The following is a 19671-nucleotide window of genomic DNA, read 5'->3' as shown; positions in this document are numbered from 1 at the left end:
CTCGTGCGCATTCGTCGTGTTCTGATTGCCCCTGTCGCAGCCGTCTTCGCGCTGAGCGGATGCTCGCTGTTGGGAGGGGCGACCGTCGAGGAACTCCAGGTCTCCGTGGGTGAATGCGTCAACACGGAGGCGTTCGACACCGAGACGGAGACCGAGGTGGGCGCGCTGCCTACTGTCGACTGCGCAGAGGAACACGATGCGGAGGTCTACTTCGTGCTCGACCTGCCCGAGGGTGACCTGCCGGCCGACGCCGAGGCGCAGGCAGAAGCGGCTTGCCGCGAGAACTACGAGTCCTACGTGGGCGTGGCGTACGAAGACTCGCGGTACTACTACTCGTTCACGTACCCGACCCAGTCCTCGTGGGACATGGGCGACCGCCAGGTGGCGTGCATGCTGCTGGGCGAGGTGGACGAGAAGCTCACCGGAAGCCTCAAGGGCGCCGCTGCTTGAGCCGGTAGACTGCCGCACATGCCCACGATCGTCGTCCACGTGATGCCCAAGCCCGAGATTCTTGACCCCCAGGGCAAGGCAGTGGGTAACGCCCTTCCCCGCCTTGGTTTCGAGGGTTTCGCCTCGGTCCGCCAGGGCAAGAGGTTCGAGCTGACGGTCGACGGCGAGGTGACGGAGGAGCTGCTCGGCAAGGCCCGCGAGGCCGCCGAGACCATGCTGTCCAACCCCGTCATCGAAGACGTCGTCGCCGTGGAGGTCGTGGACTGATGGCCCGGATCGGCGTCGTCACCTTCCCCGGCTCGCTCGACGACCGGGACGCCGCGCGCGCGGTGCGTCTGGCGGGCGGCGAGTCGGTCAACCTGTTCCACTCCGACACCTCGTTGCAGGACGTCGATGCGGTGGTGCTGCCCGGCGGCTTCTCCTACGGCGACTACCTGCGCGCGGGCGCGATCAGCCGCTTTGCGCCCATCATGGAGCGCGTGGTCGACGCCGCGAACGGTGGCATGCCGGTGCTGGGCATCTGCAACGGCTTCCAGGTCCTCACCGAGGTGCACCTGCTACCGGGCTCGATGATCAAGAACGAGCACCTTCACTTCATCTGCCGTGACCAGGTGCTGCGCGTCGAGAACGCGTCCACGGCGTGGACTAGCGACTACGAGGCGGGCGAGGAAATCACCGTCCCCCTCAAGAACCAGGACGGCCAGTACGTCGCGGACGAGCACACGCTCGACGAGCTTGAAGCCGAGGGCCGCGTCGCATTCCGCTACGTGGGCTTCAACCCCAACGGCTCGCGCCGCGACATCGCAGGCATCACCAACGAGCGTGGCAACGTCGTGGGGCTCATGCCTCACCCCGAGCACGCGGTCGAGGCCGGCTTTGGTCCCGACTCGGTGCTGAATGGCCGCCGTGGCACGGACGGGCTGGGCTTCTTCACCTCGGCGATCTCCCGGTTGGTGGCCGCGGGGTAGCACATGAGTCGCCGCGAGAAGGTCATCGGCACCGTCGCCGACGCACTGCCAGTGCCCCATGGCCGGCCGGTGCTGATCGCGATTGACGGGCCGGATGCTTCCGGCAAGACCACCTTGCGGCGCGAGCTCGCCGCGATCATGCGCCAGCGCGGGCGTGACGTCGTGGAGGTCGGCCTCGACGACTTCCATCACCCGGCCGCACACCGCTACCGCCAGGGCCGCACCTCTGGGCGCGGGTTCTGGGAAGACAGTTTCGACCATCAGGCCTTCATCGCCAAGGTGCTCGACCCGTTGAGCCTGGACGGCGACCGTGCGGTGACGTTGCGTCATCACGACCTTGCCTCCGACGCGCTGATCGAAGGCGTCCCATCGTTTACCGTCGGCGACTCGGTGACGCTGCTCGCGGACGGCCTGTTCATGCAGCACCCCGCACTCGCCCACTACTGGGACGCCGTGGTGTGGGTGGAGGCGCCGTTCTCCGTGAGGTTCGACCGGATGGTCGAGCGCGACGGCCTCAAGCGCGACCCCGAGGACCCGCTGCAGCGGCGCTACTTCGACGGGCAGCTCATCTACCGTTCCGAGGTGGGGCCGCGCGAGCGCGCGACCGTGGTGCTCGACAACACCGATCCGGCGCGGCCGCGCGTGCTGCCCCGTGCCGACGGCGAAGAGGCTCCCGTCACGGCGTTGGGGCTCGAGCGGTCCTAGGGTCGCGCTCGCGCGCTCTCGCCCGCGCCCCGCGCCCGCCCCGCGCCCGACACTTCCGAACACTTGGGAGCCGACACGCCGGCCGATGCGCCGGTTCCGGCCCGTTCGTACGGCGTGTCGCGCGGATTGTGGTTCGTACCTGTCAGGGGCAGGGGCAGGGGCAGGGGCAGGGGCACGGGCAGGGCGCCGGAAGCTCCGGCCGTCACTCAGCGGTAGCGGCGGCCCTCGTCGCGGCGGTACAGCCACACGGCCAGGGCGCCGAGCACGAGCGTCCACGCGATGATGCCGAGCACTGCCCACCACGGGACGGCGCCACCCGTGGCGGTGCCCACGACGATCTCGCGCGCCTGACGCACCGGCAAGAACGACGACGCGCTGTCGAGCCACGGCGCGAACATCTGCGGGGGCAGGAACAGGCCGCCGCCAAAGGCCAGCAGGAACATCGCCACCTGTGTGACGGCGATCGCGGCCTTGGGTCCCGACAGCGTGCCGATGATCACTCCGATGAGCATCGACGGCGCCGAGGTGAGGATCGCGAGCGCCATCGCGGCCACCAACTGCCCGGCCGTGGGCGCGGCCGCCGTGAACAATGCGCCCACCACGAGTAGCGGCACCATCGCGAGCACGGCGATGGCGACGGTCGCCAGCAGCAACCCGCCGATGCGCACGCTGGGCTTGGCGGGCAGCGTGCGGATGAAGGGCACCCAGGGTTTGGCACGCTGCTCGGCGAGGTCGATACCAATCGAGAACAATCCCGCCGACATGAAAGCAAACACCACCATCGAAGCGACCGATGCGGTGGCCATCTGCGGGTCCTCAGTCACGTATGACTGGGGCAGCACAAAGAGGCAGAACGCCAGGGTGGGGAACACCAGCGATCCGATGACGGCGATCGGCACCCGGGCCGTTTCGACCAGGTTGTAGCGGGTGTGGACGAACATCAGTTGCGCAGTGGACATCAGACGGTCTCCTTGGTGAGCGCGAGGAAGGCCTCTTCGAGCGTGGCCCCGCGGACGGTGAGGTCGGCAAACGGCTCGCCGGCCGCGACCAATGCCCGCACGAGCGCATCGGCATCGGCCACCACGGCCTCCACGGTGGCGCCGTCGACGGTCACCGCCGCACTGGGATCCAAGGCGACGATCCGCTCGGGTGCCACCCCGGTGAGGGTGACCCGTCGCCTGGCGACGTTGGACACGATGGTGGCCAGCGCATCGTCCGCCCGGACACGGCCGTCGTCGATGACGATCACGCGCTGCGCGAGCTGTTCGATCTCCTCGAGATGGTGGCTCGTGACCACCACCGCGCAGCCATCGGCATGGCGGGCGCGCACGGCGTCCCACAGCGAGCGCCTGGCGTCGACGTCGAGCCCGGTGGTGGGCTCGTCGAGCAGCACCAGTTGGGGGTTGCCCACGAAGGCCAGCGCGACCGCAACCCGCCGTTGCTGTCCACCAGAAAGGGACCCGCACTGCTTGCGCAGCAGCGGTCCCAGGTCGAACTCCTCGACAATCCGCTCGCGGGGCGCTGGGTCGGGGAAATGCGCGGCAATGAAGTCCAGCACCTCGCCCACCTTGAGGGACTCGGGCAGCGCGGTGGCCTGCGGGGTGGAGCCCAATGCCACCCGCGATGCAGGGTCGAGCGGGTCGCCGCCGAACAGTCGCACCTGACCGCTCGTGGGGCGCCTCAGGCCTTGCGCCAGCGATAGCAGCGTGGTCTTGCCCGCGCCGTTGGGGCCCAACAGCCCCACACATTCGCCAGCGCGAATGTCGATGTCGACGCCGGCGAGCGCGGCGACGTCGCCGTAGTGCTTGGTGAGCTCGCGCGCAGTGAGCAGAGCGGTCATGCGTGTCCTCCCAGGAGATCGAGCAGTGCGTGGCGATAGGAGCGGAACGCCCCCCTGCCCTCGTGGGTGAGGGCGATATACGTGACTGGCTTGCGGCCAGCGAAGGTCTTGGAGATGTCGACGTAGCCTGCGGCCTCGAGCTTGGCGAGGTGAGTGGTGAGGTTGCCTGCGGTCATGCCGAGCAACTTCTGCAGGCCGGGGAACGTGACCTGGTCGCCGTCGGCGAGGGCCTCATCCAGGGTCGTCATGATCCGCAGCCGGGCCGGGGCGTGGATGACGGGGTCGAGGTCGCTCATGCGGGGTCCTCGGTCGCGGCGGGCAGCACGCCGCGCGCCTGCAAGGCCGCCACGGTGACCATTGCGACGGGGCCCGCGGTCGCGTACAGCAGGTAGTGCGTGGGACTTCCCACGAAGGTCGCGACCACGACGATGGCGATCATGGCGCAGCCGAGTGCGAACAAGGCCGGGGAGCGTTCGAGGGCGGCTCCCGTCAGGTACAGCACGCCCACGAGGCTCACGAACAGGCCCGGGTACAGCAGCGCCGCGAGCTCGTCGGTGAGTCCCGCGCGTTGCAGGCCGGCCGTGAAGAGCCCAGCGCCCGTCATCGACACGCTCCACGACCAGCCGTAGAGCATCCCCGACAGCCGCGAGCCGCCCCTGAAGTGACGCCCGCTCAGGATTCCGGTCACGATAGACCACACGATGCCCACCACCATCAGGCAGCCGAACACGATCCACGCGGCCGCCTCCGGGATGCGGAAGGCCGTGTTGCCTCCGATGTTCTCGCCGCTCCACAGCGCCCCGAACCCCACGCACCACACGACCGCCCACACCGCCAGCAGCACCGTGAAGCGGTGGTCGAGGCGTACGCGCACGCTGCGACGCTGGTCGCGCATGAGGGCGAGCATCTGGGCGGCCGATGCGTCGGCTGGCTCGGGTGCGTCGGCGTCAGTGTCGCGAGGGCTCGTCATGCAAAGTAGTTTGTAACACAAACCTCACCCCGTCAAATGGATCCATTTTCTTGACTTGTGAGAGTCTCCGTCCCGTCAAATGGATCCATTTGACCGGACGAGGGCGCCGCCTCTCCGACCAAATGGATCCATTTGACGGAAAAGAGTGGGTCAGGGGAGGGTCGCGAGCGCCTCGAGTTCCTCGGCGCGGGTGAGCCCCGAGCGGCGCGGCCTGTCGAGCCCCCGCCCACGCTCATCGGCCAGCAGACGCTCGAGCGTCTCCTTAAGCGGCGTCAGCGTCCCGCCCAGCTCAAGGTACCGCGCACCCGAGCGCCGCATGAAGCCGCCATGGTCGGCGGGAAGCCACAGTGGCAGCGAGCGCGGCCCGGCCCAGTAGCGCACATCGGCCGCGAGCAGCGCGTCGTCGTCGGCGTGCGCCCACCGGCCAGAGAACTCCGCCACCCGCGCGGCCGCCTCCAGCACGTCCCCGAGCGTGTGCACCGCGCCCACGGCGTTCACCGCCCCCGTGGCCGCAGCAGCGCCAGCCCGCACCACCCACGCCGCCAGATCCTCAACGTCGATCACTTGCGCGTGCCGCCCTTCCAGGGTGGGCGCAAGCACGGCATCGCTCCCGGCCGATGCGAGGGCAAGTCGCGCTGGCCAGTACCCCAGGCGGTCACTCGGGTCCCCGGCGCCCACGATCAGCCCTGGTCGGGCGATGAGCAACCGATCGCCGATGCGCTCGCGGGTAGCGCGCTCGGCGGCGACCTTCGCGTCGGGGTACTGGGTGAGGTCGGTGGGCTCGACGAGCGTGGCGGACTCATCCTCGAACGGCACGGAGTTGTCCGCGTACACGGACACGCTCGAGATCAGCGTCCAGTGGGCGGCGCGGGGCGTGAGCGCGTCGAGCGCGCCGGTGACCAGGTCGGGTTCGTAGGCGATCTCGATGACCTCGTCCCAGTCGCCGTCGAGTGCGTCGTAGGCCCCTGGGGAACTGCGGTCGGCGCGCACCCACGTGGCACCCTCCGGCACTTGCCCCGAAGAGCCCCGTGCCAGGCACGTCACCTGCGCGCCGGAGGACGCCGCCCGCGCGGCGATCGTGCGCCCCAGCCACGCCGTTCCACCCAAGACCAGCACTCGCCTCATGAGCCCAGTCAACCGCAAGCGCCGCGGCGACGGGTAGGGTCGGGCCACGTGACCACTGCCGCCGTTGCCGAGTTCTGGGCCGCGCGCCGCGCGGACAACCCCGGGTTGCCTGCGGAGCTGCCCGAAGTGTGGGCGTTCGGCGCGACCCCGGACCATGCGGACGAGCTGCTCGCCCTGGTGCTGGAAGGGATCAAGACGGGCACCGCATCGTCCCTGTGGGACTACGAGCACGCCGGCGAGAAGGTCCCCGAGGTGGGAGACCTCAGCATCATCCTCGATGGGGCGGGCGAGCCGCGCGCGGTGCTCGAGACCACGGCCATCGAGATCGTGCCCTTCGACCAGGTGGACGCGGAGCACGCGGCCGCCGAGGGCGAGGGTGACCGCACCCTGGCGCATTGGCGCGCCGTGCACGAGCGGTACTGGCGCGAGCACTCCGACAGCCCGCGCGGCTACGAGCCGGACATGCCGGTGATCTGCGAGCGGTTCCGGGTGCTGTTCCCGCGCGCGTTCGGGCCAGCTCAAGGCCCCGTCCCGGCTGAGCTGCGCACGCCGCGCCTGCTGCTGCGGCCCCTTCTTGAGGCCGATGCGCCACGCGACTTCGAGGCCGTCGTCGCCACCCGGGAGGGCTTGCTGCTGTGGGAGCAGACCGGTTGGCCGGAAGAGGACTTCACGGTTGAAGGCAATCGGGAGGATCTGCGCGGGCTCGAGGAGCGTCACCGCCGAGAGATCGCGTACACCTTCACCGTCGCGGACCCCTCCGACACCGAGTGCCTGGGCTGTGTTTACCTGTTCCCGACGAGTGCGGCGTTCCTCGCGCGCTCCGAGGTCACCGCGCAGGCCGACCTGGCGTGGGAGGACGTCGACGCGGTGATCTACTTCTGGACCACCGGTGCGCGCCCGGACGAGGGGCTCGACGCGCGCCTGCTCGAGCATCTGCGCGCGTGGTTTGCGCAGGAGTGGGGATGGGCCACGGTCGCGTTCGTGACCGCCGAGCGCTGGGCCGCACAGGCGGATCTGCTTCGCGGTTCAGGCCTCACCCAGGCGTTCCGCATCGTCGAGCCCGACAAGGAGGGCCCCTACCTGGGATTCGTGTGAGCGGATGCCAGCCGGCGCATCGGCCCTGCTACCAGCCGTCCTCGCGCTCGAAGGTGAGGTGCGTGACGCCGCTGGGCGCCGATTCCGACGTGATGCGATAGCCCGCCTCAAAGCCGCGCAGGTCGTCCCAGAGTCGAATCCCGCGGCCCAACAGGATGGGCACCACGGCCACGTGCAGGCTGTCCACGAGCCCGGCCGCGAGGAAGCTCCGTACGGTGCTCGCGCCGCCGCCCACCCGCACGTCCGCACCGGCGGCGAGTGAGCGGGCCCGAGCCAGCGCATCGGCCGGGGTGGTGCTCACGAACTCGAAGGACGTACCGTTGGCGAACTCGATGGGCGGCCGTGGCGTGTGCGTCAGCACCAACACTGGGCAACGGAACGGCGGCTCGTCGCCCCACCAGCCGCGCCAGTCGGGATCGTCGCCGTGGGCGTGCAGGCCGAACATCCCGGCACCCATGATCTCCGCGCCCACGTCCTCGAAGTAGCGCGCGGCGTAGTTGTCGTCCACGCCGGTGGTGCCAGAACCGTCGGTCAGGTGCAGCACGCGCTCGCGGAAGGTGCGCGTCGCCACATAGTCCGCGGTGAGGCGGCCCCAGTCGTCGCCAAAGGGGTTCTCGGGCGTCTGGTCGGTCGTGGTCGCGAAGCCGTCGAGCGAGATGTTCAGATCCACGCGCACGCGGGTCATGGGTTCCTCCTCGGTCCGTTCGGACAGCACCGCCCTTCGCCCAGCATGGCACGCGCGGTCGCCGTAGCATCGAGAACGAGGTGAGGAGGCTGGTGAGAATGCGTCGCGTTACGTACTCGATGGGCATGTCCCTCGACGGCTATGTCATGGATGGCGAGGGACGCTTCGACTGGTCGGAGCCGTCGCCCGAGGTGTTCGCGTTCCACATCGAGGAGATCAAGCGCGTGGGCGTGCACCTGATGGGACGGCGCCTGCACGAGACGATGCTCTACTGGTCGCAGCCTGAAAACGTCGAGGGTTTCGACGCCGCCGAGCGGGAATGGGCGTCGTTGTGGAACCCGCTGCCCAAGGTGGTGTTCTCGAGGACGCTGACGGCGGTGGAGGCCCCCGCGCGGCTCGCGACCCTTGGCTTGGCCGAGGAGATCGAGCGGCTGCTGGCGGAGGGTCGCGCCGCCTACGGCGACATCGCGATTGGCGGTGCCGACCTCGCGCATCAGGCCGCTACGTTGGGCCTCATTGACGAGTACCAGGTGTTCGTCGACCCAGTGCTGGTGGGCGGCGGTACCCCGTTCTTCGCGCACGACGGCCGCCGCGAGGACCTCGAACTGGTCGAGAGCCGCATCTTCGAGTCGGGGACGGTGTTCCTGCGCTACCGCGTGGTGCGGTGAGCGTCGCCTAGCCCTCGTGGCAGGGCCACTCCTCGCAGCGCCGATGCGGGTGCGGGCCCCGTATGAGCGTCGCCCAGCCGTTCGCGCAGCTCCTTGAGGGCGAAGAAGGTGCGGTGGTTGAAGTCCGCGCCCAGCTGGTTGGGAATCGTGACCAGGACGGTATCCGCTGACTGGACCGCCCCATCGTCCCTGAGCTCGGCCTCGATCTTGTCGAGGTCGCCCACGTACGTCTTGCCGAACGTCGCGACAAAGTTGTCGATCTCGCCCACCTGGTCGCGGTTGGCGCCCATGCGGTCCCGCTCGAGCGTGGTGCCAAAGTACATGCGGGTCTCGTCGTCGATGATCGGCATGATCGATCGCGAGATGGACACGCGCGGGGTGCCTTGGTGGCCCGCAGCGTCCCACGCCTCGCGGAAGGCGGCGATCTGGCGGGCCTGAATGTCGCCCAGGGGCTCGCCCGTGCCGCCCTCGACCAGCGTCGACGACATGAGGTTCATGCCCAGCTCGCCCACCTTGCGGGCGGACTCCTCGCCGCCCGCGCCGTACCAAATGCGCTCGGTGAGGCCCGGGGACTGCGGCTGGATGGGGAGGCGCTGGCCGGGGATGCCGTGGGCGCGGGCGCCTGGCAGCGCGATGCCTGCCCCGGAGATCGCCTCGCGGAACTTGGCGATGCGCTCGGCGGCGTCCTCGACGGGGAGTTTGCCCACGGGCAGGGGGTAGCCGAACTCGCCGGGGCCGTCGGCGGCGGGCTCGGGGCTTCCCCTGGAAACGCCGAGTTGCAGCCTGCCGTCGCTGATGAGGTCCGCGGTCGCGGCGGCCTCCGCCATGTAGAGGGGGTTTTCGTAGCGCATGTTGATGACGCCAGTGCCCAGCTCGACGCGGCTGGTGCGCGCGCCCATCGCGGCGAGCAGCGGGAAGGGCGATGAGGTGTTCTGCTCGAAGTGATGCACGCGGATCCACGCGCCGTCCATGCCGGCATCCTCGGCGGCCTCAGCCAGCGCGATGGTGTCGTGCATCAGGTCGCTCGCGGTGCGGACCTTCGAGCCCGGAGCGGCGGAGAACCAGCCGAAGCTGAGGAAGCCAATGTTGATCACGGCACGTCAACGACCCGTGCGGCCGGGGGATTCCATGCGCAAAGATGGAGCGCATGACAGATGCAGATCCGCGTACCGTCCGCCGCGCGCACGAGGAACTGGACGAGTTCCAGCTCGCCGAACGCAACCCGCACTTTCGGGTGGACGTCGAGCGCATCCGCTTCTCGCCGTACTTCTCGCGACTGTCCGCCGTCACCCAGGTGATTTCACAGACCGGCGCTGGTCTCGCGGTGCACAACCGCTTGACGCACTCGGTCAAGGTCGCGGCCGTGGCACGTGCGATCGCGATGCACCTGCACCGTGACACAGGTCCCATGGGGGCGCTGGTGGCGGACCTCGGCGGCTGCGACCCCGTCGTGGTGCAGGCGGCGGCGAGCGCCCACGACGTGGGCCACCCGCCGTTCGGACACCTGGGTGAGCGTGCGCTCGACCGCCTGGCACGTGACCGGTTCCGCCTGCGCGAGGGCTTCGAGGGCAACGCGCAGACGTACCGGATCCTCACCCGGCTCGACGAGCACGACACCGCCGGCGTGGGGCTCAACCTCACCCGCGCCGTGCGCGCCGCCGTGCTCAAGTACCCGTGGCTGCGCGGCGAGGGCGGCGAGCGCCGCGGCGGCGCGAGCCACAAGTTCTCGATGTACGTGGTCGACGTGGCCGATGCGCGTGATGCCTTGAGCGCCTACCCCCGCATCGCGGAGGGTCAGCAGACGCTCGAATGCTCCGTCATGGACATCGCCGACGACATCGCGTACTCGCTGCACGATCTCGACGACTTCTACCGGGCGGGGCTGCTGAATCAGGCCACCATTGCGGGGGAGTTCCGCGAGTGGCGCCGCGAACTGGCCGACCTGCGCGCCCTCGACACCGCGACCCTGCGCGACACTGCGCGCTCGCCGGGCCACTCGCTTGAGTTGCTGTGGCGCCGCCTGGTGGACCGGGACCCGTGGATTGCCGATGCCGACGCCTTCGACGATGCGGTGGCCAAGGTCACTGACGAAGTGGTCGAGGGGCTTCTCACGGTGCCGTTCGACGGTTCACTGGCCGCTGACCGCTCGCTCGCCCGCTTCACCACGGAATGGATCCGTCACCTGCAATCCTCGGTCGAGGTGCACGCGGAACCGGCTCACCGCTCGGGCCACGTGATGCTCAATCGCCAGGCCTGGCATGAGGTCGCGGTGCTGAAGTTCCTGCATCAGCGCTTCATCCTTGATCGTCCCGACTTGGCTGTTTACCAGCGCGGACAGGCCGGTCTCATCGAGCGCCTGGTGGACGGCTTCGCGGCCTGGCTTGATGATTCCCACGACGCTAGGCGTGCACCGCGCAGGCTGTTGGACCTGGTCGACATGTCCACGGATGACTACCTGACGATCCTGCACGAGCAGCCGCAGCTGCTGCCCACGGTTGACGAGCACGAGATCAGGCGGCGCGCGACGGGACGCGGCATCATCGACTACGTCGCCTCGCTCACGGACGCGCAGGCCACGCACCTGGACGCGATGCTCGCGGGCCGCACCGAGCGCCTGTGGGACGCGGGCCAAGGCGTCTAACCTCCCTCTTCCCCGTCAAATGGATCCATTTTCATCGTCTCGGCGCCCGCATCCCCGAGCAAATGGATCCATTTGACGGGAGACGGGGCTGGGGGGACGGGGCTGGGGGACTGGGCTGGGAGACGGGGCTGGGAGGAGGGAGAGGCGATGGGCGTTGCCCGCCCAGCGAGCGCATCGGCCGTCCTTAGAATCTCCCCATGCTGACCGTTCGCCGTGTGGCGCCCGACGACGTGGACGCCCACGCCCTGTGGAGCGCGCAGGAGCGCGACCTCGCCGAGCGCTACGACGACCCCGAACTGGTGCTTGAGACGTCCTTCCCCACGCTCATCGGGTCGTGGGTGGGCTACACCGAGGATGGGCTCGCGGTGGCGTCGATCGTCGCGCGCTGGGCGCCGTACGAGGAGACCGGCCCCGGCGATGTCGAACTCAAGCGACTCTGGGTGGACCCCGCGCACCGAGGACGCGGCTATGCGCGCGTGATGATGGGCGTGGCCGAAAAGGCCTCTCACCGGGCGGGCGCGACCCGGCTCATCCTCGAAACCGGCACCGAGCAGCCCGAGGCGATGGCGCTGTACGAGTCGATCGGCTGGAAGCCCATGGCCCCGTACGGCGAGTATCGCGATGAGCCCGACTCGCGCTGCTACGCGCGCCCGCTGCCCACGCGTGTGCTCGTGATCAACGGCACGATGGGCGCGGGCAAGACCACCGTCGCGGCGGCGATCCACGATCTGCTGCGCGACGCGGGGGCCCACGCGGGCTACGTCGACGCCGACTTTCTGTGCCAGGCCACGCCGCGTCCGCACGACGATCCGTTCCTCCAGGGCCTGCTGTTCGACAACCTCGCGTCGATCGCGCCCCACTACCGCCGGCGCGGGATCGGGCTCATGGTGGTCCCTCGGGTGGTCGAGGATGCTACGGACCGAGAGCGCTACGGGACGGCCTTTTCCAGCGCCGATGCGGGGGTCGCCGAGGTGACGATCGCTCGGGTTGACGCTCCTCAGGAGGTGCGGATCGCGCGGCTTACTGCACGGGAGCCCGAGGGCTACTGGCAGGAGTTCGCGCACGCGCGCACCGTCGAACTCGACGGGATCTTGCGTGGGCTCGACCTCGACGACGTGGTGGTCGACAACGCCGGCGACCGCGACCGGCTCGAGGTCGCTGCGGAGGTGCTTGAGCAGGCGGACTGGGCCTAACCGCCACCGCCCTCACCCGTCAAATGGATCCATTTTCACCATCCGGGCGCCAGCCATCCCGCCCGACCCCCGCTTCGCGAGCCAAATGGATCCATTTGACGGGAGGGGAGGCGCCGTTTTCTCAGCAAATGGATCCATTTGACGGGGAGAGGGGGTGGGAGAGGGAGAGGGGGAGGAGGGCCGCGCGCCACGCAGGTTCGTGGTCGCGGATCCACCGCGCATCGGCCTGCCACACCTCGCCCACGCCGCGCTCCCACAACTCGAGCCACGGCGACTTGCCCGTGGCGCGCATCTGCGCGAGGTAGTCGTGCATGCGCTCCGAGCGCAGCGACAACAGCGGCAGCAGGCGCTCGCGTTCGGCGTCGTCGAGCCCGTACCCGTCCGCGAAGGCACGCATACGCTCCGCCTGCGACGCGATGTCGAACCCCTCGCCGTGCAGCGGCGCGAACGCGTGAATCGCGTAGGCGATGTCCCACAGCCGGGTGCCCGGCGCCGCCGCATCCCAGTCGATCGCGATAAGCCTGCCGTCGGTGGCGACCACCAGGTTGGAGGGCGCGAGATCCTGGTGCACGATCAGGTCACCGCCCGGCCCGGCGAGACCGTCGAACCACTGCGCGTCCGACGGCGGCTCAAAGTGCGACAAGGCGTCGTGCATGTCCCGCATGAAAGCGCCGATGCGCGCGGGGTCGAGCGCCTCTTGCGGCGCATCGGGGTGGTCGGCGCGGATGCCGTCCACCCACTCGACCAGATGCCGCCCCTGCGCGTCCCACCCGAAACTGCGCGGCGCGCCCGTGAACCCCACCGACTCCAGGTGCGTCAGCAGCGCGTGAATCGCGCCCGAGTATGGGTCGGGCGCCTCGTGGGAGACCTCGCGTCGCGAAATCCTGAGCGGCAGCGGGGCCGTGCTGGTGCCATTCGCGGGGGTGTACACCGGCCCACTCGCGCTCGCGGCCGTCATGGGCGACAGGGCATTGCCCTGCAGGGCCGATGCGCGGGCTGGCCGGGCGGCGGCCGGTCGACTCGTGCGCCGGCTGGGCGGGGGCGTCGCCGCTGGCGTGCCCTCCGTGGCGAACTGGGCGCGCGCCGCGTGAATCGCGGCCAACGCGCCGGCGGCGCCGCCGCGGGAGCGGCGCGGCGCAGGCGCGTCATCGCTGGTGAACACTGCGGGAGGTGTGGGGGCGGTGGGGGCCGCGGGCGCATCGGCCCTGCGGGAGGGAAGGCGCGCATCGGTGCGGCGGGGCGGGAGCGTGATGGGTGCAGGCTCGGGCGGCGACGTGCGCACGCGCGCGAGGGTGGGCGCCATCTCACCGGCCTCGACCAGGCGCCGACGTAGGCGACGGCTCAGCATCGATGCGCCCATGGAGGGGCCGGCGAAGCCGGTCGGCTCGGGCCATGCCGGCGTCGCGATGCGCGGGACGGGGCGGGGGTGACGCACCGACTGCCAGCGGTCAAGCATCCACTCGATGCCCTCGAGACTGTCGAGTAGGCGTGGCTCGGCGTCGTCGGCGCTGTGGCCCTGGACGGCGATCTGGCCCTCCCAGCCCGAGGCCATGAGCACGTGCGCGAGCTTACGATCGAGCCGGCCCGCGCCCCAAGGGAGGATTTTGCGGCCCGTCTGAATCGCATCGGCGTCCATGCCGGACAGCGCGACGGCGATCAGGTGCGGCTGCATGGCGGCGAGCAACTCAGCAAACCGATGTGCCGCGTGGTGGGCGTGCTGCAATTGGAAGGCGATACCGACGTTGTGCAGGCCGCGCGAGGCGAGCTCGTCGATGACGTCGACCTGGTTTTCTGGCTCGCCAAACCAGCCCAAGTGATTGGTGAGCGCCACACACATGTCGTGCTCGCGGGCGAGCCTCACCAGGGGCTCGAGGTGGTCGGCAACCCGGCGCACCCTGGCGCGCTGGATCCGTGGGGCAAGCCGTGCAGGGGTGCCCTCTTGGCCAAACTCGACGCACGTCCACAGGTCCGGCCTGAGGCCGCGCTCATGCAGTTGCTCAATCTGGACGCGCACGTGAGGGTCCACCAGGCCAAGCCCGGCGTCGGCGTCGGGTGCGCCCGCATCGGCCAACGGCATGGGGCACCACAGGCCCACCACATCGATGCCAGCGGTGGCAAGCGCGTCCATCTCCGCCTCGAAGCGCAGCACATGCTCCTCGCGCCAATCCCACACGATGCGCGTGAGGCCAATGCGGCGCAGCATCGCCGCCCGCTCGGCGGGAGTGCGGTCGGGGAAGTCGTAAGCGACGATGCGCGCTGCCGCAATCTGGGCGCGCTCCGCACACGCCCCTCGGGTCCCCTCAGGGCGCGCGTGATTGTCCCCGCGCGCTTGCGTTGCCATGCCCCCGCCTCAGCTGCCCCGTCCCTGGGGCCTTGCACTCCTCTGGCGTCAGTGTGCCCGCTGTGGTGTGGGCGGCGACACTCTGGTGTGAAGAAGTCCACTGGCTGCTCGAGGCGGTGAAGGGCGAGGTATATGGGGGTTTGGGGGTTCTGCGCCGGCGCACCCAGAACCACCCGACGATGGCACCGACGCCAGCGGCGTACAGCACCGTCCACGGGTCACGCGGGCCCCACGGGCCCCACGGGTCGCGAGGGCTACTGCCCGAGCGCTACTGCCCGAGGGCGAAGGCGAGGGCGGCCTGCACGTGTAGACCAAGCGAGTCAAAATACGGCTCGTCGACATCTTGTGCCGTGAGCACCATGGGGATCTCGGTGCAGCCGGAGATCACTCCCTGGGCGCCCTTGTCCTTGAGGTCGTCGTAGACGCCACGGATCCAGGCAGGCGCGCCCTCGGGGATCACGCCGCGAGCGAGCGAGCCGTAGATCAGTTCGTGGACCTCGCCGAGCACGGGCTCGTCCGGCACCACGGTGGTGATGCCGCGCGCCGCCATGTGGTCGCGATAGAAGGGGTCGCGCATCGTGTACCCGGTGCCCAGGAGCGCGACGGTGTCGAGGCCAGCGGCCTCAATCGCGTCCGCGGTGGCGTCGAGCATGTGGATGAGCGGTACGTCGATGGCCTGCGCTACGGCAGGCGCGACCTTGTGCATGGTGTTGGCGCAGATCAAAATCGCCTCTGCTCCGGCTGCTTGGAGCGCGCGGGCGTCGGCAGCGAAGGTGGCGCCCAGCCCGTCCCAGTCGCCCGCTGCCTGCGCGTCGGCGATCTGCTGGAAGTTGTAACTGCGCACCAGCAGATCGGCGGCCGACGAGCCTCCGAGTGCGGCGTTGACGCCCTCGTTGAGCATCCGCTCGAACTCGAGCGAGCTGTGCCAGGTGATTCCTCCGAGCAGGCCAAGGCGGCGAGGTTCAGTGCGCATCTGCTCAGGCTACGGCGCTCACGGGAGAGGCGCGAGGGCCACGGAGTGCGGTGCTGGCCCCCGCATCGGCCCTCCCTGACGAGGAAAATGGATCCATTTGACAGGAGGGTGGGGGAGTTGAGACCAAGAAAATGGATCCATTTGACGGGTTAGGGGAGGCGGCCCGAGCGCGGGGCGCCCGTGATCGCCGCGATGATGTCCTCGTAGGGAGTCTCCGCTGCGATGAACGAGCCGTTGTTGCGGCCGTGGCGCAGCACCTCGATGCGGTCCGCCACCGCGCGGATGTCCGTGAGGTTGTGGGAGATGATCACGACGGCCAGGCCCATAGCGCGCAACTGCTCGATGTGCGTGAGGACCTCGGCTGTCTGGGTGACGGACAGCGACGACGTGGGCTCGTCGAGCACGATGATGCGCGGCTTGCCCACGAGTGTGCGCGCGATCGCGACGCACTGGCGCTGACCGGCGGTGAGGTTGGCCACGGGGGTGCGGGGCGACGGGATGCGCGCGTTGAGGTCCTTGAGGAACTGGCGCGCCATGCCCTCCATGGCCTCCTCGTCGAGCAGCCCCCGCCCGGGCAGCTCCTGTCCCAGGAAGATATTGGCGGTGACGTCGAGGTTCTCCGCGAGGGCGAGCTCCTGGAAGACCGTGGCCACGCCGTTGTCGCGTGCGGCCTTGGTGGTGAAGGTCCGCACGGGCTCCCCGCCAATGCGCACCACGCCCGTGTCGGGAGCGTGCACCCCGGCGATCACTCTCGCGAGGGTGGACTTGCCTGCGGCGTTGTCGCCGACGAGCGCGACCACTTGGTGCGAGTCGACCTCGAGGTCGACGTCGACGAGCGCCTGAACCGCCCCAAAGAACTTGCTGATCCCGTGAGCCTGCAGCAGCGGCGCGCTGGCCATGGGCACCTCCGTGATTGCCATCGATTCCGTCATGTCACGCCGCCCCCGCGGTCGCATGGGCGAGGTCGGCGGCCGCGGCCAGCGCCCCGTACTGTTCCGCCTCAAGTCCCAGTTGAGCCGGCCGCACCTCCAAGGCCGTGCCCTGCCCGAGGGGCACGCGCCTGCGGACGGCTTCACGCATCGGCTCGATCACGAGTGCCCCGGCGAGCGCGAGCTCGCCGCCTACGAGGATCAGGCTCGGGCCGAGCGTGACCGCGGCATTGGCGGTCGCCGAGCCGATGGCCGCGCCCGCGTCCATGATGACCTGCTGGCTGCCGGGGTCGCCCTGGTCGGCAAGGGTGAGGACGTCGGTGAGGGTCAGGCTGCCGCGCGAGTGGCGCAGCGAGTCCACGAGCGCCTGCGCGCCGCACACCGTATTAAGGCACCCGCGCGAGCCGCAGCGGCAGATCGAGCCCTGGGGGTCGACGAGGGTGTGGCCAAGTTCGCCCGTGAGGCCGCGGAAGCCCCGTTGCAGCGTGCCTCCCACGACGACCCCGCCGCCCACTCCGTACGACGCGCGGATATAGAGGAGGTTGTCGACGCCGCGTCCCGCGCCGGAGCGCAGCTCTCCGAGCGCGCCAAGGTTGGCGTCGTTGTCCACGGCAATGGGGGCGCCGATCCTGCGTTCGAGTACCTGCCCGATGGGGATCTCCTCCCATCCGCGCAGGATGCCGGCCACGGAGATCATGCCGGTTTCAGGGTCAACGGGTGCGGGGATGCCCACGCCGACGGCGTTGACCTCCTCGAGGGTGGAGCCCAGCCCCTCGACGAGTTCCGCAATAAGCAACGCGGCGCGGTCCAGCGTGGTGTCGTGACGGTGGTCGGCCGGCAGCGGCAAGGTGCGCTGTTCGAGGATGTCGAAGGACGAGTCGGAGATGGTCACGCGCATCGAGCGTTCGCCCACGAGCAACGCGATGAGCAGGCCCGCGCGGTGGGCGATCGTCACCAGTTGTGCGCGCCGGCCCGACCGAATGGTGTGACGAGTCTCGACCACCCCGGCCTCGAGCAGCTGCTTGACGATCGTCGACACCGTCGCGGGGGACAGTCCGGTCGCCTGGGCGAGCTCGACTTGGGTGATGGACCCGAACCGGCGCACCGCGTCGAGCAGTCGCTGGCTGTTGGCTTCGCGCAGGGACGACTGAGACCCAGCTGCCCCTCGCATCGTCGCCATGGCCCGATAGTACAGACGAGCGCAAGGGGCCGATGCGCTTTGAGTTTACGCATCGAACCCAAGAAGGGGGGAGATTGGGGTTGAATTCAGTCGCGAGGGGGGCGATTCGCACGATTTTGGCTTCGGGAGGGCCGATGCGGGGCGTAAGAAACGGCAAAAAGGCGCCTCCCGCTGGCTTGAGTTCTCAAACTGTCACAGATTGGTAACGCTTGCGTTTGAGTCTTGACGACAAGGATGGACGCTCGTAGCGTCGGGAAGTGTCGGGGCAAGCCCTCGCACGAGTCTTCTGCACAACGAAGTGGAGTAGCAGTGAGCAGCACGCACATCACGCTCGAGATGCGCCAGATCACCAAGGAGTTCCCTGGGGTCAAGGCGCTCGACCGAGTTGACCTCACCGTCAGGGCCGGCGAGATCCACGCCATCTGCGGCGAGAACGGGGCCGGCAAGTCGACCCTCATGAAGGTGCTGTCCGGCGTCTACCCCCACGGCACCTACACCGGCGAGATCGTGTTCGAAGGCGAAGCGGTCGAGTTCAAGGACCTCAAGGCCTCCGAGCGAGCCGGGATCGTCATCATCCACCAGGAACTCGCCCTCATCCCCGAACTGTCGGTGATGGAGAACATCTTCCTGGGCAACGAGGTCACGGGACGCCTGCTCATCAACTGGGATGAGGCTCGGGTGCGCACCCTCGAACTGCTCGCCCGCGTGGGGCTTGAGATTGACCCGCGTACGCCTATCAAGAACCTCGGGGTGGGCCAGCAGCAGCTGGTCGAGATTGCCAAGGCGCTGTCCAAGGACGTGCGCCTGCTCATCCTCGACGAGCCCACCAGCGCGCTCAACGAGGACGATTCCGCCAACCTCTTGGACTTGCTGAGGGGGTTCAAGGGCAAGGGCATGACCTCGATCATGATCAGCCACAAGCTCAACGAGATCGAAGCCGTAGCCGATGCGGTGACCATCATCCGCGACGGCCGCACCATCGAACGGCTCGACGCGGCAGGCGGCATTGACGAGGACCGCATCATTCGCGGCATGGTCGGCCGCTCCCTCGAAGCCCGGTACCCGGCGCGCGACGCGAGCATTGGCGAGGTCCTGCTCGAGGTCGACGGGTGGACCGTGGAGGACCCCAACATCCCTGGCCGCATGCTCGCGAGTGGATCGTCATTCACAGTGCGGCGAGGGGAAATCGTCGGCTTCGCCGGGGTGATGGGTGCTGGTCGTACGGAGCTGGCGCGCTCAGTCTTTGGGCGATCATTTGGCCTGTACCGCTCGGGGCGAGTGCGCATCGGCGGTCAGGAAGTCCACCTGCCCACGGTCGAATCGGCCATCAAGCACGGGCTCGCGTACGTGCCGGAGGACCGCAAGACGCACGGGCTGAACCTGTTGGACTCGATTCGCGACACCATCGTGTCGGCGGACCTGAGCCGCATCACGCCGCGGTTCTTGCTCGACGAGAACCTCGAGTACCAGGCGGCCGAGCGCTACCGCCAGTCGCTGCGCATCAAGACCCCGGACGTCAACCGCGGCGTCGCCACCCTGTCGGGCGGCAACCAGCAGAAGGTCGTGCTGGGCAAGTGGATGTTCACCGAGCCAGAGATGCTCATTCTCGACGAGCCCACCCGTGGCATCGACGTGGGCGCCAAATACGAGATCTACACGCTCATCAACAAGCTTGCCGACGACGGCAAGGGCGTGCTGCTGATCTCCTCCGAACTGCCCGAACTGCTCGGGATGTGCGACCGCATCTACACCGTGTGCGAGGGCCGCATCACGGGAGAACTGCCCGCAGCCCAGGCAGACCAGGAGAGCCTCATGAGGCTCATGACCACCACCAGCTCGAGGGCCTGAGCGGGCCAGCGCCGCCCCGACCCTCACCTGTCGACCACTCACCACCAGCACCACACTCAG

The 19671-nt window shown here is 69.2% G+C and carries 20 protein-coding genes; 9 read left to right on the top strand and 11 right to left on the bottom strand.

Annotated elements, in window-relative coordinates:
* Positions 1–3: 3 nt before the first annotated feature.
* Genes ACK5NO_RS10995 through ACK5NO_RS10980 form a run of 4 tightly spaced genes read left to right on the top strand, consistent with a single transcriptional unit; the run spans position 4 to position 2123 of the window.
* Positions 4–450 (top strand): septum formation family protein, encoded by a 447-nt coding sequence (locus tag ACK5NO_RS10995; RefSeq protein WP_416812720.1) that lies wholly within the window; start codon positions 4–6, stop codon positions 448–450.
* An 18-nt stretch (positions 451–468) separates the two neighbouring features.
* Positions 469–717 carry a phosphoribosylformylglycinamidine synthase subunit PurS gene (purS, locus tag ACK5NO_RS10990; protein ID WP_416812719.1) on the top strand — a complete coding sequence of 83 codons (249 nt, stop codon included), beginning with the start codon at positions 469–471 and terminating at the stop codon, positions 715–717.
* The gene (gene purQ / locus ACK5NO_RS10985) at positions 717–1418 is read left to right on the top strand and encodes a phosphoribosylformylglycinamidine synthase subunit PurQ (protein ID WP_416812718.1); all 702 of its coding nucleotides are present in this window, start codon (positions 717–719) and stop codon (positions 1416–1418) included. The genes purS and purQ overlap by 1 nt, the downstream gene beginning before the upstream one ends.
* A gap of 3 nt (positions 1419–1421) precedes the next feature.
* Complete coding sequence (locus tag ACK5NO_RS10980; RefSeq protein WP_416812717.1) at positions 1422–2123, top strand: uridine kinase; 702 nt, start codon at positions 1422–1424, stop codon at positions 2121–2123.
* 206 nt (positions 2124–2329) lie between these two features.
* Here the strand turns inward: ACK5NO_RS10980 and ACK5NO_RS10975 are convergent, their stop codons facing one another.
* The 5 genes from ACK5NO_RS10975 to ACK5NO_RS10955 form a co-directional block, all read right to left on the bottom strand.
* Positions 2330–3082, bottom strand: a complete 753-nt coding sequence (locus ACK5NO_RS10975; RefSeq protein ID WP_416812716.1) for an ABC transporter permease — start codon at positions 3080–3082, stop codon at positions 2330–2332.
* Positions 3082–3963, bottom strand: a complete 882-nt coding sequence (locus tag ACK5NO_RS10970) for an ABC transporter ATP-binding protein (protein ID WP_416812715.1) — start codon at positions 3961–3963, stop codon at positions 3082–3084. The genes ACK5NO_RS10975 and ACK5NO_RS10970 overlap by 1 nt, the downstream gene beginning before the upstream one ends.
* Positions 3960–4259, bottom strand: a complete 300-nt coding sequence (locus tag ACK5NO_RS10965; RefSeq protein ID WP_416812714.1) for a transcriptional regulator — start codon at positions 4257–4259, stop codon at positions 3960–3962. Before ACK5NO_RS10965 ends, ACK5NO_RS10970 begins: the two co-directional genes overlap by 4 nt.
* Positions 4256–4933: a hypothetical protein gene (locus ACK5NO_RS10960; RefSeq protein ID WP_416812713.1), complete on the bottom strand. Its 678-nt coding sequence runs from the start codon at positions 4931–4933 to the stop codon at positions 4256–4258. The genes ACK5NO_RS10965 and ACK5NO_RS10960 overlap by 4 nt, the downstream gene beginning before the upstream one ends.
* 150 nt (positions 4934–5083) lie before the next feature.
* The gene (locus ACK5NO_RS10955) at positions 5084–6058 is read right to left on the bottom strand and encodes a reductase (RefSeq protein ID WP_416812712.1); all 975 of its coding nucleotides are present in this window, start codon (positions 6056–6058) and stop codon (positions 5084–5086) included.
* Between the two features lie 48 nt (positions 6059–6106).
* Here ACK5NO_RS10955 and ACK5NO_RS10950 point away from each other — a divergent pair, with 48 nt between their 5' ends.
* Positions 6107–7153 (top strand): ASCH domain-containing protein, encoded by a 1047-nt coding sequence (locus ACK5NO_RS10950; protein WP_416812711.1) that lies wholly within the window; start codon positions 6107–6109, stop codon positions 7151–7153.
* 28 nt (positions 7154–7181) lie between these two features.
* On the opposite strand, the gene ACK5NO_RS10945 is transcribed toward ACK5NO_RS10950, so the two are convergent.
* Positions 7182–7838, bottom strand: coding sequence for a dihydrofolate reductase family protein (locus ACK5NO_RS10945; protein WP_416812710.1), 657 nt, complete (start codon positions 7836–7838; stop codon positions 7182–7184).
* Between the two features lie 98 nt (positions 7839–7936).
* Between ACK5NO_RS10945 and ACK5NO_RS10940 the strand changes: the two genes are divergently transcribed.
* Complete coding sequence (locus ACK5NO_RS10940) at positions 7937–8506, top strand: dihydrofolate reductase family protein (protein WP_416812709.1); 570 nt, start codon at positions 7937–7939, stop codon at positions 8504–8506.
* Here the strand turns inward: ACK5NO_RS10940 and ACK5NO_RS10935 are convergent.
* On the bottom strand, positions 8488–9600 hold the full coding sequence (locus ACK5NO_RS10935; protein WP_416812708.1) for an LLM class flavin-dependent oxidoreductase: 1113 nt from the start codon (positions 9598–9600) through the stop codon (positions 8488–8490). The two genes, ACK5NO_RS10940 and ACK5NO_RS10935, sit on opposite strands and share 19 nt — an antisense overlap.
* Positions 9601–9653: 53 nt before the next feature.
* Between ACK5NO_RS10935 and ACK5NO_RS10930 the strand changes: the two genes are divergently transcribed.
* Both ACK5NO_RS10930 and ACK5NO_RS10925 read left to right on the top strand, forming a co-directional pair.
* Positions 9654–11147, top strand: a complete 1494-nt coding sequence (locus ACK5NO_RS10930; protein WP_416812707.1) for a deoxyguanosinetriphosphate triphosphohydrolase family protein — start codon at positions 9654–9656, stop codon at positions 11145–11147.
* A gap of 197 nt (positions 11148–11344) precedes the next feature.
* Positions 11345–12340, top strand: a complete 996-nt coding sequence (locus tag ACK5NO_RS10925; RefSeq protein ID WP_416812706.1) for a GNAT family N-acetyltransferase — start codon at positions 11345–11347, stop codon at positions 12338–12340.
* 121 nt (positions 12341–12461) lie between these two features.
* On the opposite strand, the gene ACK5NO_RS10920 is transcribed toward ACK5NO_RS10925, so the two are convergent.
* From ACK5NO_RS10920 to ACK5NO_RS10905, 4 genes are all read right to left on the bottom strand, one after another.
* Entirely contained in the window at positions 12462–14681 is a 2220-nt protein-coding gene (locus ACK5NO_RS10920; RefSeq protein ID WP_416812705.1) for a hypothetical protein, read from the bottom strand.
* Between the two features lie 268 nt (positions 14682–14949).
* Positions 14950–15654 carry an aspartate/glutamate racemase family protein gene (locus ACK5NO_RS10915; RefSeq protein WP_416812704.1) on the bottom strand — a complete coding sequence of 235 codons (705 nt, stop codon included), beginning with the start codon at positions 15652–15654 and terminating at the stop codon, positions 14950–14952.
* Between the two features lie 149 nt (positions 15655–15803).
* Positions 15804–16574: an ATP-binding cassette domain-containing protein gene (locus ACK5NO_RS10910; RefSeq protein ID WP_416812703.1), complete on the bottom strand. Its 771-nt coding sequence runs from the start codon at positions 16572–16574 to the stop codon at positions 15804–15806.
* Between the two features lie 13 nt (positions 16575–16587).
* The gene (locus ACK5NO_RS10905) at positions 16588–17763 is read right to left on the bottom strand and encodes an ROK family transcriptional regulator (protein ID WP_416812702.1); all 1176 of its coding nucleotides are present in this window, start codon (positions 17761–17763) and stop codon (positions 16588–16590) included.
* Positions 17764–18099: 336 nt separating this feature from the next.
* Here ACK5NO_RS10905 and ACK5NO_RS10900 point away from each other — a divergent pair, with 336 nt between their 5' ends.
* Positions 18100–19611, top strand: a complete 1512-nt coding sequence (locus ACK5NO_RS10900) for an ATP-binding cassette domain-containing protein (protein WP_416812796.1) — start codon at positions 18100–18102, stop codon at positions 19609–19611.
* Positions 19612–19671 lie beyond the last annotated feature (60 nt).

The organism is Demequina sp., assembly GCF_047975725.1.
In the GTDB taxonomy this organism is placed as follows: domain Bacteria; phylum Actinomycetota; class Actinomycetes; order Actinomycetales; family Demequinaceae; genus Demequina.
Note: the sequence above shows the minus strand (reverse complement) of the source record. Positions and strands in the feature narration are given on the sequence as shown.